Source organism: Candidatus Stoquefichus massiliensis AP9, assembly GCF_000455285.1.
Classification (GTDB): domain Bacteria; phylum Bacillota_I; class Bacilli_A; order Erysipelotrichales; family Coprobacillaceae; genus Stoquefichus; species Stoquefichus massiliensis.
In genome coordinates, this window is the sequence record NZ_HG005288.1 from 236626 (window position 1) to 249585 (window position 12960).

At 29.5% G+C, this 12960-nt stretch carries 15 protein-coding genes; 1 reads left to right on the forward strand and 14 read right to left on the reverse strand.

Translation table 11 applies throughout. The features are described from left to right. Positions 1–41: 41 nt before the first annotated feature. The 13 genes from BN350_RS09065 to BN350_RS09130 form a co-directional block, all read right to left on the reverse strand. Positions 42–932: a PD-(D/E)XK nuclease family transposase gene (locus tag BN350_RS09065; RefSeq protein WP_081652887.1), complete on the reverse strand. Its 891-nt coding sequence runs from the start codon at positions 930–932 to the stop codon at positions 42–44. Positions 933–1339: 407 nt separating this feature from the next. After that, complete coding sequence (locus BN350_RS09070) at positions 1340–2641, reverse strand: pyrimidine-nucleoside phosphorylase (protein ID WP_028043315.1); 1302 nt, start codon at positions 2639–2641, stop codon at positions 1340–1342. 66 nt (positions 2642–2707) lie between these two features. Then, a complete protein-coding gene (gene fmt / locus BN350_RS09075) occupies positions 2708–3661 on the reverse strand; it encodes a methionyl-tRNA formyltransferase (protein WP_028043316.1) in 954 nt (317 codons plus the stop codon). Between the two features lie 141 nt (positions 3662–3802). Further along, complete coding sequence (locus tag BN350_RS09080; protein WP_028043317.1) at positions 3803–4102, reverse strand: hypothetical protein; 300 nt, start codon at positions 4100–4102, stop codon at positions 3803–3805. Beyond that, positions 4099–4809 carry a stage II sporulation protein P gene (gene spoIIP, locus BN350_RS09085; RefSeq protein ID WP_028043318.1) on the reverse strand — a complete coding sequence of 237 codons (711 nt, stop codon included), beginning with the start codon at positions 4807–4809 and terminating at the stop codon, positions 4099–4101. Before spoIIP ends, BN350_RS09080 begins: the two co-directional genes overlap by 4 nt. A gap of 104 nt (positions 4810–4913) precedes the next feature. Next, a complete protein-coding gene (locus tag BN350_RS21645; protein WP_261797171.1) occupies positions 4914–5045 on the reverse strand; it encodes a hypothetical protein in 132 nt (43 codons plus the stop codon). 196 nt (positions 5046–5241) lie between these two features. Then, on the reverse strand, positions 5242–6162 hold the full coding sequence (locus BN350_RS09100) for a hypothetical protein (protein WP_028043319.1): 921 nt from the start codon (positions 6160–6162) through the stop codon (positions 5242–5244). A gap of 134 nt (positions 6163–6296) precedes the next feature. Then, complete coding sequence (locus tag BN350_RS18885) at positions 6297–6857, reverse strand: tyrosine-type recombinase/integrase (protein WP_187117126.1); 561 nt, start codon at positions 6855–6857, stop codon at positions 6297–6299. Positions 6858–6992: 135 nt separating this feature from the next. Beyond that, positions 6993–8438, reverse strand: coding sequence for a DUF7689 domain-containing protein (locus tag BN350_RS09110; RefSeq protein WP_147573556.1), 1446 nt, complete (start codon positions 8436–8438; stop codon positions 6993–6995). A 5-nt stretch (positions 8439–8443) separates the two neighbouring features. Next, the gene (locus BN350_RS09115; RefSeq protein ID WP_028043321.1) at positions 8444–8857 is read right to left on the reverse strand and encodes a hypothetical protein; all 414 of its coding nucleotides are present in this window, start codon (positions 8855–8857) and stop codon (positions 8444–8446) included. A 12-nt stretch (positions 8858–8869) separates the two neighbouring features. Then, positions 8870–9391 carry a hypothetical protein gene (locus BN350_RS09120; protein WP_028043322.1) on the reverse strand — a complete coding sequence of 174 codons (522 nt, stop codon included), beginning with the start codon at positions 9389–9391 and terminating at the stop codon, positions 8870–8872. Between the two features lie 2 nt (positions 9392–9393). Next, a complete protein-coding gene (locus tag BN350_RS09125; RefSeq protein WP_028043323.1) occupies positions 9394–10206 on the reverse strand; it encodes a hypothetical protein in 813 nt (270 codons plus the stop codon). A gap of 13 nt (positions 10207–10219) precedes the next feature. Beyond that, positions 10220–10819 carry a hypothetical protein gene (locus BN350_RS09130; RefSeq protein ID WP_028043324.1) on the reverse strand — a complete coding sequence of 200 codons (600 nt, stop codon included), beginning with the start codon at positions 10817–10819 and terminating at the stop codon, positions 10220–10222. A gap of 1022 nt (positions 10820–11841) precedes the next feature. Here BN350_RS09130 and BN350_RS09135 point away from each other — a divergent pair. After that, the gene (locus BN350_RS09135) at positions 11842–12636 is read left to right on the forward strand and encodes a LytTR family transcriptional regulator DNA-binding domain-containing protein (protein WP_028043325.1); all 795 of its coding nucleotides are present in this window, start codon (positions 11842–11844) and stop codon (positions 12634–12636) included. 158 nt (positions 12637–12794) lie between these two features. On the opposite strand, the gene BN350_RS21650 is transcribed toward BN350_RS09135, so the two are convergent. After that, positions 12795–12956 carry a tyrosine-type recombinase/integrase gene (locus BN350_RS21650; RefSeq protein ID WP_081652888.1) on the reverse strand — a complete coding sequence of 54 codons (162 nt, stop codon included), beginning with the start codon at positions 12954–12956 and terminating at the stop codon, positions 12795–12797. Between the last annotated feature and the right edge of the window lie 4 nt (positions 12957–12960).

The window sequence follows — 12960 nt, forward strand, 5'->3', positions numbered from 1 at the left end:
AATAAATTAAAACCTCTTTATCCCATATCATCAAAAATTCTTTACTCAATAATTTTTTCTTTAAATTCCTCATAACTTATATTTTCAAAAATAATCATATGTATTCTATCCAATTGTGCTTCTGTACAATCATTTAACCATTCTAACTCATGTATTCCATACTTTGCATAAATGATTTTCTTGATTTCTTCTATTTTCCCCTTGTCAAATCCAATTTTCTCGCCTTCTTCTTTTGAATTTCTCATTCCTTGCTCAATGACCCTTCTCTCTCGTTCTATATGGCAATAGATCATAAAGTCTTCTGAATGCAAATATCTATCATATAATGCTTTTATATCCTTTCCTAATTCTGTCTTTGCCTTTTTCTTATGATTCATTTCATCGGAAAACATCCAGAACACCTCCTGTATATCTCGATATCTTACATCCATTTTCATTTCCTCCAATCTTTGTATTTGCAATATATGGAATTCTAATAAACCTCTTTCCATCAGCACCTGATAGTCCTTATCATATAGCTGTGCTATATGATAATCATGTTCAAAGTTCTTAATCAGTGGTCCTGTATAAACAATAAGTTGTCTGACCTTCTTAACCTCTTTGTAATTATTTAATTCTATCATTTGTCTTGAGACCAGACTCATTGCATAGAGCTGAAATCTAACGAGAGTTCCTTCATTGATACAGCCATTTTGCATTTCAAAGTTATAATACCTATCCTGATCATCTTTCACAACAATATCTAAAATCATCTTACGACTATCTTTGTTTGAACCATATACATCATTATATGTGACTTCTGTTGAATTAATTTCATCACCAGTTAGATACATACAAAGCCTTCTTCTAAACTCATGACTATGATGCATGAGATAATGAAAGAAGTAATCTGAGCAAAATAGAGAAGCCTTTTTCTTAACACTTTTCTTCATACGTATATATTCCTTTCTAAAATTTTATCCCTCACTATATATATACGCAAAAAATTTCGATTTTTCTTTTTTTATTTCAAACTTTTTTATTTTTACAACTTTATTATACAACACAGCAATTTTATATGCAATAAGCAATTTTTTGTATATAATAGACAGCAACAACGTTCGATGGAGGGAGTTCATAAAAAGTATATTAAGCTATCAATTTACATTAGATGTAAGAAACTATAGTGATGGATTCATGATTGTATTCCTGTAGTTAAGATATATGTTGTATCATATTTTCAATAGAGTATTTTGTGCTTTTTTGAAGTAAAATATTCAGTTATGATATTTTAAAATAAGAAAAGTCAACTTAAGTTCTAGATACTTCTTAAGTTGACATCATTGAGTCATTATAACTTTTATGATAAGACTTCATCAATTAATACTGGTTTTGCTACAAATTCATCTGTAAAATGATATGCACTATAAATATCATCTTTGAGTTCTTTTGATAATCCTGTATTGGTATAAACAGAAACTAAGACATCATCTTTTTTAACATAATCTCCTATTTTTTTGTGCAGTATTAATCCGACACTATAATCAATTTCATCATCTGTTGTTTGACGTCCGCCACCTAATTTCATACTAACAAGTCCTAATGTCATTGCTTCTAAATCTTGAACATAGCCTTCTTTTAAACTACGAACAGCAATGACTTCTTTTGGTTTAGGAAACATTTCAGGATGTCGGATATAGGCATCATCGCCACCTTGTGCCTTAACCATTGCACAGAGTGTACGTAATGCTTCCTTACTGACAATCACATCTTCTAGCATCTTTCTTGCAGTTATTTGAGAATCTGTCTTTTGGGCTTGAATAAGCATATGAGTTCCAGCCTGTAAACAGAGTTCTAATAGATCTTTTGGACCATGTCCATTTAATGTATCGATTGCTTCTCTCACTTCTAAACTATTCCCAATAGCATGACCTAATGGTTGCGACATATTAGAAATGGTTGCACGGGTATCTTTACCTAATGAATCACCTATTTCAATCATTGTGCGTGCTAATGTTTTTGCATCTTCAATCGTTTTCATAAAAGCTCCATCACCATATTTGACATCTAATAATATCGCATCACTACCTGCTGCAAGTTTTTTTGACATAATTGATGAAGCAATTAATGGAATACAAGAAACAGTTGCTGTGACATCTCTCAAAGCATACATTTTCTTATCTGCTGGATCTAAATGAGCACTTTGCCCAATGATTGCTAAATGACAATCATTCACTTGTTTGACAAAATCTTCTTCACTCATCATAATATTCAAACCAGGAATTGATTCCAGTTTATCTAGTGTTCCACCAGTATGTCCTAAGCCACGCCCACTCATTTTCGCAACAGGAACGCCACAAGCAGCAACAATAGGACCTAAAACTAATGATGTCTTATCACCTACACCACCAGTACTGTGTTTATCAACCTTTATACCTTCTATGGCACTTAAATCAATCACATCTCCACTATGCATCATTTCTTTAGTTAATGTTGCTGTTTCTCTTTTTGTTAATCCTTGAAAACAAATAGCCATCATCCATGCACTCATTTGATAGTCAGGAATTTTTTCATGAACATATCCATCAATAATAAAATGAATCTCTTCATCTGTTAATTCTATCCCATCCCTTGTTTTTTGAATTAAATCAACCATTCGCATATTTATCACTCCTTGCACTCTTTATTATACAATGAAAAGAATAGATAGTCATGCGAAAATGACTATCTATTCAAACTTTGTATCAACTTCAAATATATTATGCCCATTTAAATAATCTTTTACAGACATTCTTTTCTTACCTTCCAACTGAAATTCAGTAATCAAATAAACACCATCTTCAACCTTAACTCCAATAGCATCCTTAAAAATCTTAACAATTGTTCCATTATCCTGATGAGCATGATGTTTCACAGCATTTTCACATTGATGAACTTTTCCAGCCCAAATCTTCACAACTTTCCCTAAATATGTTGTATAACTACCAGGCCAAGGAGACGTTCCTCTCACCTTATTATAGACTTGTTTTGCTGTTGAATTCCAATCAATACGCTCATCTTCTCTTGATAAAGTAGGTGCATATGTGACAAATGACTCATCTTGTGGAATACTGTCATTTGTTCCTGCTAAAATTGATGGCAATGTTTCTTTTAATAATTGTGCACCTAATTCACTTAATCGATCATATAATATTCCTACTGTATCATCATCTAAAATATCAGTTTCTTTTTGACTAATAATATGACCAGCATCCATCTTTTTCACCATATACATAATTGTAACACCTGTTTTCTTTTGTCCATCAATAATACACTGATGAACAGGAGCTCCACCACGATAAAGTGGTAATAATGAAGCATGAACATTAATACATGCAATAGTTGGTGCATCTAAGATGATTGGTGGAACAATCTGTCCATATGCAGCCGTAATAATTAAATCAGGTTTTAAGTCTAAAACAGCCTGATAATCATCTTTAATCTTCTGTGGCTGTACGACAGGAATATCATGTTTTAACGCTTCTACTTTCACATCTGGCATTGTCAAAATCTTTTTTCTCCCCACATAACGATCAGGTTGTGTCACAACACCAACAACATTATATTTTTCTTCTAAAAGCATCTTTAACACGGCTAATGAAAATGAAGCCGTTCCCATAAATACGATTCTTTTTTGACTCATTTATATCAACTCTCTTTCTTATCAAAACATATATTAATCATTTTACGTTAAATTCTGATATCTTACAAGTCATTTTAAAAAGTATGCCCAATATCCTTCAAAACAAAAGAAGAGTCATCATAACTCTTCTGGCATTCATTTTCAATAAATCATGACAGTTAATATCATACTGACAAAATTAGAAAAGATTGTTGCAATAAATTCTATAATATGAACACAGCCTTGGCTTATACCTTTTAATAAAGAAGAGACTTGATTATCTGATGAATCTTGAACTGTAACATATTGTTTTTGAGTTGTTTCTCCTGATGAGACAGTTTCTTCAAAGTTATCTATGGATCTTTGAAACATTGTTTGTGAAACATTGTTATCATCAAAAAATATAGCCAGAACACATATGACAAGTAAAACCAGACATAAATCAGTCAAGAACTGTTTCATGCACTTAAATACTCGTCTATAACTAAAGCTAATATATTTAAAGAATTTTGAATTTCTTCATATGTGTTTTCATTGGCCCCCACTTCAATTAAGACCATGTTTTTTGTTACTCCTTGGTTATAATGACTTTGTTTTAACATAACCCCTCTAGATATCTTTGGTATTTTTTGATTAAGCATATTTGACATCTTATCACAGCATTTTTTAACTTCTGGATAATTGTCACTTCCTTTTCCAACAACGAACATGAGTTTAGCGTAATCTTTATTATCAACTGTAATTGTTGTTAAAGATTTTTTAACTGAATCTCTATGAAAATCAATAACGAGATCGTAATTTCCATGATCCTTTAAGGCATTGTTTAAATATTTTTTAGAAACAGTATAAGAATAAGCATAATTAATATGATTTTTAGTTTTATAAAGTTCAAAATCTGTTGTTTCATAGTCAACATCATATCCTCTGTTTTGTAATAATTGCATTAAATATTTACTCCCTTCTTTCACTGAATTGGTTGCGTACTTTTCTCCCTGATGTGTGTTATAAATATAAATAGATTTTCCATTAGACTGTTTCTTAACATCTGTTGTTGTTAATGATGAAACAACATTTTCAATATTTTCGCTATAAACCTTTTGAAAAGGAAGATTCAATAGTATCACTATCACAATAACCACTTTGATGAGAATCTTAGCATTATTATTCATTATCTCTTCCTCCTATAACTATACAACTTAACATATGCAAAAAAAGTGAAATTTAGTACCCAAAACAAAAAAAGGATTAAAATCATAGACTATAATCCTTGATCTTACTCTTTAATATACTTTTCTAATATACTTTCATAAGGTACATCATTACCAACAAGATCATATATTTCATATATCTCTTTTTTACTACAATCCATTAACCAATCTTTTGCATCTTCATGATACTTTTCCATCATAATCTCACTTAATGTACTAACTAATCCAATTTTAAATCCTCTCTCATATGCTTCATCTCATTCCATTTGATAAAAAACTTCTTTTTCTCTTTCCCTTAAATATTCCTTAAAAAATTGTACCATATCATATTTTTCAAATTCATTTTCATACATATACTCATTTTCCTCCTTCTCAAACCGACCTTAAATAAAATCAATGAAACGCAAATTGTTGAACCAGTTCTTCATATGTAATATTCTCATATAATAATTTATTAATTTCCATTAATTGAATTTCCTCACATTTCATTAACCAATCTCTTGCATCCTTTTGATATTTCATTTGAATTGTTTGACATAATAAATCTACTAATGAAGACTTTCTTCCACGTTCTTCTCCAATACCGATTCCTCGTTCTTCACTAATCTTTTCTCTTTCCTCCATTTCCATCTGTCTGAAAACCTCTTCTTCTCTTTCCTTAAGAATTCGTTTCATCATTGTGACATCTGACCCAAAGATTTCATAATTTGCTTTCATATAACTTACCATCCCTTCCTTTTCTTCATAGTCAATACCTTCTAGCGTATTGTTTGCCATTAAATAAATCACTGCTTCAAATTCACTCAGTTTTCTTTCCTTAGCTATTCTATCGATGTTTTTAAGATTCACAATATGCATATGTACAATGCAGTTGCTGATAAGGTCTCCATGTTCATATCTCAGTGATGCATAATCAATCATCTTATCCTTATACTCACGATTAATAAACAATATCAGATGAAATTCTTTAATCTTTTGATAATCCTTTTGCTTATCCATCATCTGCAGAACAATATTCTTACATAGATAATACTGAAATCTCTTGCTTTGATAGATATTAAGGGTACTGTTCTGCATCTCCAGATCCAGAAAATAATCATCATGTATAATAAAGGTATCCATGATAATCTTCTTGTCACTAGATGTAAGAACGACTGGTTCCCCGTTGCCTATTCTTATACCATCAGTATTGAGCTTTGTAATGTTTTTGATTAGAAACCTTCTAAAGTCCAAGCTTTCATCACCAGCCTTTCCACAGTAAAACTTAAAGAACAAATCATCTTTATAGTCCAGTTTTGTTTTTTCTTTTCCCATAAAATTTATCCTCCTACTTCTTATATACGCATTTTTTTCGGATTTTTCTTTTTTTATGGAAACTTTTTACAATTTTATTATATAATTGCATATAGCAATTGTCAAACATAAAAAGAAAGTACCATTTCTGGTACTCAAATATGAATCTTCATATAATCATTTCTTGGATTTTTTGCAATTAATATTTCTTTTTGTTTTGTATTTGATACATGAGTATAGATTTGTGTAATAGATATAGAACTATGCCCTAATATCTTTTGAATATGTCTAATATCTACATCTTTATCCAATAGCATTGTTGCAAAAGTATGCCTAAACATATGTGGGGTAAGATGAATAGGTTGAGATAATCTTTTACCCAATTGTTGAATATATATACGTACTGACTGTTCAGATAATCTTTCATGATATTTATTAATAAAGAAATATTCTGATTCCTCATGTACAGTTAATTTCTTATATTTAACCAATATATTGACAACTTGCTCATTCCCTAAATAAATATATCTTTCTTTAGAACCTTTTCCAAATATTTTAATCATTCTTTCTTTTAAATCAACATCTTCATTTTTTAGATAACATAGTTCTGATATTCTTATTCCAGTAGCAAACAGTAATTCAATAATAGCCCCATTACGTATTGCTTGTTTATACTGATAATCATTTTGAGCATCTTTAGTTATTTTATAAATCAAGACAATTTTTTTAAATAGAATCAGAAACATATAAACTGAAAATAAAAGGACTAAGCCACTGAACTGTTATTTCGTATTTCAGTGGCTTTTGATATATTTATTATTCACTAAGTATTGAAATGAGAATATAATCTTTTATGTCCTTTTATTATTTATCCATTGCACAACTGATTGAACTGTTCTTTCCTGCTCACCCATAATCCATATATCAAACTGTTCTTCATTATTTAATTTCAAATGATTATCACCTTGTAATTCATCATAAAGTACTAAAGCGGGAAAGTTTTCTTCGTCACACAATTTCCTTATTAATAATGGAATAACTTCTTCACCTAATTCACATAGTTGTTGATATTCAGTCACTTTCTTCAAGTCATTAGTATTTGACGAATATTTTGTTTCACCTTGAAACCAAGTGTTTTTCCATTTTATAAATCTTACTTCAAATTCGTGAACTAATTCTAAAGATATCTTCTTTATTTCTTTATCAATAATATTCAGTTCAAAACATGACCACTCTCTTTTTTCACGATGATATTGATTTGACAGTTGTGGCACAGTAAATGATTTCACAATGACCCCATAAGTTCCATTCTCAACACCACAGCGATTATGTGTAATGCGCTCAGATGCCCCCAGTTTAGATTCCCAGACAGCCTCAAAGTTTTCCTCCTTTAAAAACTTACTTCCATGAGTAGGTTTTAAATCAACAGTTGCCCATAAATCTATCTTTTGCTCATCTAGAGTTGTTGTCTCTTTACAACCATATATTTCATAAAACTCAATCATACTTGGAATTGATCCCAAAGGATTAATCCATCTATCATCAAAACCTAATGACCATCCAATACAATTATACTCATATGTGGGGTTGTCTGTCTTTTTAACAAGGTCTAATTCTATTTTTGGATATTGACGTAGCAATGTATACTTCTCATCAGGGCTTAAATCTTTATCACACTTTTCATGAATGCTTAAGTTTTCAGCCATTTGAAAAGTACGTCTAACCATTTTTAGATTTAATGATGAATCAGTAGTTATATAACGAGCAAAAATTCTACCTGAAAGCTGTACATTTGTTGTAACCTCACTATCGAAACTATCCTTATCAATTTTATATAAATATCTATCATGAGTTGCTAACAAACTATCATACAATCCAATAAAATCATTATTTTGAGGATTATTCACAATAGCTTTTACAATCATGAATCCATTCTTATATGTTATTTGCATACTCTTAATATCCGTTGTGGCAGTTGGGTAATATGTATCATTTGTCATCCCCATTACTACTTTAGGGAAAGGAGAAGTTCGATAAAGTTCTGTAGTTCCTCCCTGAATATATCTTAATTCAACTCCAGGATCAACACTTGTAGCAAATGTATGACTCCCCCAATTATTTATAACTGCTGTTTCTTCCAAAAAATCATTTATTGATTTTGAGGCATCTTCATATATCCTGATTTTATCACTACTTTTCCACTCAGTACGTGGTATCTCCCATTTTGCTAAAAAAGAACCTGCATTGTTACTTGATAATTCAAGAATATATTGGTTTCTTGATAAGTTATCGCCCATAAACATTATCCCACATTTCTATAGGCAGTAATATGTAATAACAAATCATTGTAATCATAGTCTGTGGAATCTTCAACCATAAAGGTATATGAAACTGCAACATATTCTCCCTTATCATTATCAATCTTGACTTCTGAAAAACGACAATCTACTCTTGAACTTTCTGGCACATCAATAAGAAGAGTTGGCTGAGCAAACGCAAAGTTCCTTATTACTTGTGAAAAGACTGGCTCCATTGGTTTATTTCTTCCTCTTATTTGTTCAAAAAATATCCGTCCATATTGATTTTTTAATATCACTCTCTGATTAAAATATGATTGAGTTGTCATCATAATGCAAACTTGCCAGCCTTCCTTTATATCTAAAGTCATTCCTTTATGATCACTTAATTGCCCTGTTAATACACGACTATTTCCCATTTTTCTTTCCTCCTATTCATCTTTTCTTCGAACGCGAATATGATATTCCTTTTTAACTTCATGTCCCTGCTTATCCTTAACAGAAATGAATAAGGGGAACATTCCACCACCTACAAAAACATTTCCTTTTAAACATCCATCTTTTGAAAGTGCTAATCCATCTGGCAATGTATCTGAAGTAAACTCAATTTCTCCAGTTCCTCCTTTATATTCAAAATGATATTGAAAGTCAGTGCCTGCTGTAATATCCGGTATTTCTTTTGTAAGTAATGTTAATTGTCTTGCTTCTTTAATAATGATAAGAATATTATCAAAAGTATCTTGCCCTGTCTTTTCATCTTTTTTATGCATCGTAATTGTTTGTCGATACACCTCTTCCGGGCATCCAGCAATCTTTTTTTGATGAGAGTCAAAACAAAGTCCTTTTGGTAAAATAGATTCTTCTTGCAAACTCAATGTTACATCACTTTCTTCTTGTGACAAAACAGTAATTTCAAAATACTCTCCAACATAGCCTATATAATAATCTTCCATAATTACTTAATAACCCCAATAAACTTTAAGAATCTATAATCATCTTCTCTTGAACTCTCAATACGTACTCCACGTTTCTTTTCTCCAGCTAACATAAAATCTTTATAAGCAGTTTTAGAAAGTGTTAATGAAAGTTCACCACTTACCTTGTCATTTTCTTCAATTGCATAATTTTTAAAATCAATAGGATAAACCTTTTCTTTACTATTTGTTCCTGTTTTAGAAGCAATATTTTGATCACAAACTATTTCAATACCAGATTCAGTTGTTAACCTAAAATTCTGTAATACATTTGGTTCGTCGTCTCTATTACTCACAATATGAACACCATCTTCTTCAAGGTTAATTTTATAACCATTCACATCATTTATTGAGTTAGGATCTCCTACTTTCAAATTATTAACACGCATTCTTACAACAACAGGGTCATCACTATCAGCACCCTTTAAATTTCCATTGATTGTTGATATTCCAATCACCTGATCAGGATTTTGACAATACTTCAAATCAACACCAATCTCTTGAGACTTTTTGGATGGAATTTCAAACATAATTGATGAACCATCCTCATTAGTAGGAAATTGTAAGAGTTTACTTGCTTTATTATCATTGTTGAAAGCTATGAATTCAACATGATCTATCTTATCATTTTTAAGATAAAATTCTGTATTATCATAGTTAAAATTCGTACTTGTAAAAACTGCCTTTGTTTCATCATCCACATATGTTGCCATTTCTGATAAAGCTCCTGCTGCTACTTTGCATAATGTTCCAACCAATGCTCCACCACTTAATAATGTACTTAATATACCCATTTTTTCTTTCCTCCTATAGTTTATACTCTAAATTAAAAACGCAATAAACTTCTTTGATTTTATCATAGATATTAAAAGCATAATCTTCTAAATGAAATTCATAAAATAATTTTGTTGTTATAACAGGGTCAATTACATTTTCATTGATAACTTGTTTACCTGTTACACTTACAATTCTCATATAAATTAATTGATGAATACCTAATTCAATTGGCCAAAAGGAAACACCATTCATATCGATTTTCATTCTATAAACATTAAATTGAATAGTATTTTTATTTAAGTAAAAATCATGAGCTTCTAAAACAAGTTTATTAGCAATAGTCTTCTTTTCATCGATAAAATAACCTATTCTTAAATACTCTCTGCTTAATAGATGAAATATATCTTTATTAATAACATTCTCTGTTTGGCTATTCATTTCAAGAATCAATCCACTTTCATCTGCTTTAGCTGGTATACAAAAACAAATAGGGTATTGAGAATTATTCTTTATTTTTATATACTTTGAGGATATTGATTGAAAAAGAGAAACGTTTTGATAATTTACACTTCCTTCTTGAACCATAAAATCTTTTGAAAACCTTCCCATTGAAATTGCTAATGTTTTCATTGTATAACCTCTTTCATATAAATTTTTTTAATATTTCAAAACATCGGAATCATCTTCTTTCTATCTAAAATCATGAAAGTTAATAAACTTACAATAACTTTCTTGATTATTATTTGTATAAAAAGTATCTCTTAATAAAAGATAATCTTTATATTTTTTATTGTCTTTTAGATTATTTATTTTATATTCTCTCATATATAGAATCTTATATTGAATTAAAATTGTTATACATCAAATAAATTATGAATTCTTTTACTATAACCATCTACAAATAGAATAGTCAATTCATTGGTTTGAGATACTCATGTATCTAAACATCCGAGTTTTAAAGTAATAATAGTACTTCCTGATTTTGCTCTATAAGATTCTTAAAGAAATAATAAATTATTCATTTGAATACTACTCAATTGGGATAATTCATCATATACTTTGAAAGTATCAACTGCTTTTAACACAAATATCCATTCGATACTATTGCTATATTTTGCATTATAGAGGATATATCTATTCTTTACTTAGATTATCTTTTTATCTTCCCTACCTTATTATACAGATCGTTTATATCTTTAAAAACTTGATCTTTTATCATTTCATTTATTATCACATAGTCTAGAATTACTTTTTTAATAAAAAACCTATTTCACACAATTCCTTCATCTATTATCACCGATATCAAAATTATATAAGTCATTGTATGTTGATAAATAATTATATCATTTAATCTTCTCACACATTATCACTGTTTGACTTAAAAAATCATAATTCCAATACACTATATTAATTGCTTACATTATTTAAAAAATAGTTATGAATATAGAATGATTTGTCAAAATTACTTATCTTTATAACTCTAATATTTTTCTTTATTCTATTTTATCATTCTCTCATGATTTTGTCAAAATAATTCGTATATGATAATTATAGTTCGTAAATAAAACATCCCATCTATTATATTTGCGTTTTTTTATAGAAAATGTATAATAAAAGTAATTATTATTTTAAATAAATTGGAGACTAACTATATGAGAAATCATCGTTATACAGAAACAGATATTTTAGATAAATCCAGAGAACTTATTCATGCCTTTATGAGCAAGAAATTACTTCCTTTTAAAGAATTATTAGATGAAAATTTTGTCTGGATAGGAGATTATACCTCACAGTATATTCAAGGACGTGATAAATTTTTAGAGACCATAGTCCTAGAAGGAGAATTGCCACCTGTTGAATTAAGCCAAGAAGAATATACAATACTGACACATGAACGACATACATGGATCACATATGGACGTTTTATAGTTAAAACAAATGTTGGAAAAGAAATACTATTTTCCAGCAGAATACACTTCACCTTTGTATGGAAACAGGATAAAGGCACTTTAAAATTGATACATGCTAATGCTTGTCATGTATCAGACGACCCAGTACAGGAAGCGAAAATTTCTGAAAACACTCCACAAGCAATGATTTTTGATCGTACACACATTGAAAATATATCTAATAAAGAAACACAAAAAATCAGTATACGTGATTTAAGTGGTAATGTTCATTTTCTATTTCCTAATGAGATATTATATATGAAATCAGATGATAAGCTAGTTACTGTCTACACTGAACATCATTCATTTACTGCAAGAACAACACTGAATGAGATGGAAAATTCACATTTCATTCGTATTCATAACAGTTATTTAGTTAACATAAGATATATTACGAAGATATGTCGCTATAAAGCAACATTAGTAAACGGCATTGAATTACCTATAGGACAAACAAGGTATAAAAATATACAGAAACAGATTACTAGGAAAGAATAAAGAATAAATTGCACTCATGTCATGAAGTTGAGATGACGAGATTTCTCATATTTTGTATTTTGTGAAGCTAAAAAATGTAGAACTAAATCTACATTGGAAAAATATATGATCTTATCATTTACAAGCAAAAAAAGAACAAAATTCTTTATCTCTGATACTCAAATATTAATCTTTACATAATCATTTCTTGGATTTTTTGCAATTAATATTTCTTTTTGTTTGATATTTGATACATAAGTATAGATTTGCGTAATAGATATAGAGCTATGACCTAATATCTTTTGAATATGTCTAATATCTACATCTTTATCCAATAGCATTGTT

What these genes read in the sequence shown, in the direction of transcription:
- spoIIP (WP_028043318.1), bottom strand. Translation starts at nt 4,809, where the DNA reads ATGAATAATAATGCTAAGATTCTCATCAAAGTGGTTATTGTGATAGTG.
- BN350_RS09115 (WP_028043321.1), bottom strand. Translation starts at nt 8,857, where the DNA reads ATGGGAAATAGTCGTGTATTAACAGGGCAATTAAGTGATCATAAAGGA.
- BN350_RS09070 (WP_028043315.1), bottom strand. Translation starts at nt 2,641, where the DNA reads ATGCGAATGGTTGATTTAATTCAAAAAACAAGGGATGGGATAGAATTA.
- fmt (WP_028043316.1), bottom strand. Translation starts at nt 3,661, where the DNA reads ATGAGTCAAAAAAGAATCGTATTTATGGGAACGGCTTCATTTTCATTA.
- BN350_RS09135 (WP_028043325.1), top strand. Translation starts at nt 11,842, where the DNA reads ATGAGAAATCATCGTTATACAGAAACAGATATTTTAGATAAATCCAGA.
- BN350_RS09130 (WP_028043324.1), bottom strand. Translation starts at nt 10,819, where the DNA reads ATGAAAACATTAGCAATTTCAATGGGAAGGTTTTCAAAAGATTTTATG.
- BN350_RS09125 (WP_028043323.1), bottom strand. Translation starts at nt 10,206, where the DNA reads ATGGGTATATTAAGTACATTATTAAGTGGTGGAGCATTGGTTGGAACA.
- BN350_RS09080 (WP_028043317.1), bottom strand. Translation starts at nt 4,102, where the DNA reads ATGAAACAGTTCTTGACTGATTTATGTCTGGTTTTACTTGTCATATGT.
- BN350_RS09110 (WP_147573556.1), bottom strand. Translation starts at nt 8,438, where the DNA reads ATGGGCGATAACTTATCAAGAAACCAATATATTCTTGAATTATCAAGT.
- BN350_RS09065 (WP_081652887.1), bottom strand. Translation starts at nt 932, where the DNA reads ATGAAGAAAAGTGTTAAGAAAAAGGCTTCTCTATTTTGCTCAGATTAC.
- BN350_RS21650 (WP_081652888.1), bottom strand. Translation starts at nt 12,956, where the DNA reads ATGCTATTGGATAAAGATGTAGATATTAGACATATTCAAAAGATATTA.
- BN350_RS09120 (WP_028043322.1), bottom strand. Translation starts at nt 9,391, where the DNA reads ATGGAAGATTATTATATAGGCTATGTTGGAGAGTATTTTGAAATTACT.
- BN350_RS21645 (WP_261797171.1), bottom strand. Translation starts at nt 5,045, where the DNA reads ATGGAAAAGTATCATGAAGATGCAAAAGATTGGTTAATGGATTGTAGT.
- BN350_RS09100 (WP_028043319.1), bottom strand. Translation starts at nt 6,162, where the DNA reads ATGGGAAAAGAAAAAACAAAACTGGACTATAAAGATGATTTGTTCTTT.